General features: G+C 64.0%; 1 protein-coding gene. It reads left to right on the top strand.

Going from position 1 to position 247, the window contains the following annotated elements; genetic code table 11:
• On the top strand, positions 1 to 247 hold a 247-nt coding region (locus tag D0Y53_RS12925), incomplete at both ends, for a hypothetical protein (RefSeq protein WP_158550658.1).

Raw genomic sequence — 247 nt, 5'->3', positions numbered from 1 at the left:
CCTCTTCTACGCCAACAACACCGGCGTGGTCGACAGCTATTCCGGCAACCTGGTCTGGAAGGTCAAGAACAACACCTGCCCCACCGGCAGCCTCTGCGGTCAGGATCCCAAACTCGCCAACATGACCCTCGCCTCCTTCGATGCCACACCCCTCGCCGGCAGCCCCGTCATCGACAAGGCCCCCACCATCAGCGCCGTCACCACCGACTTCCTGCTGCAAAAACGCCCCGCAGGACCCGCCAACGAC

The sequence above is a fragment of the Cognatiluteimonas weifangensis genome, from assembly GCF_003416885.1.
GTDB classification, from domain to species: Bacteria; Pseudomonadota; Gammaproteobacteria; order Xanthomonadales; family Xanthomonadaceae; genus Cognatiluteimonas; species Cognatiluteimonas weifangensis.
Note: the sequence above shows the minus strand (reverse complement) of the source record. Positions and strands in the feature narration are given on the sequence as shown.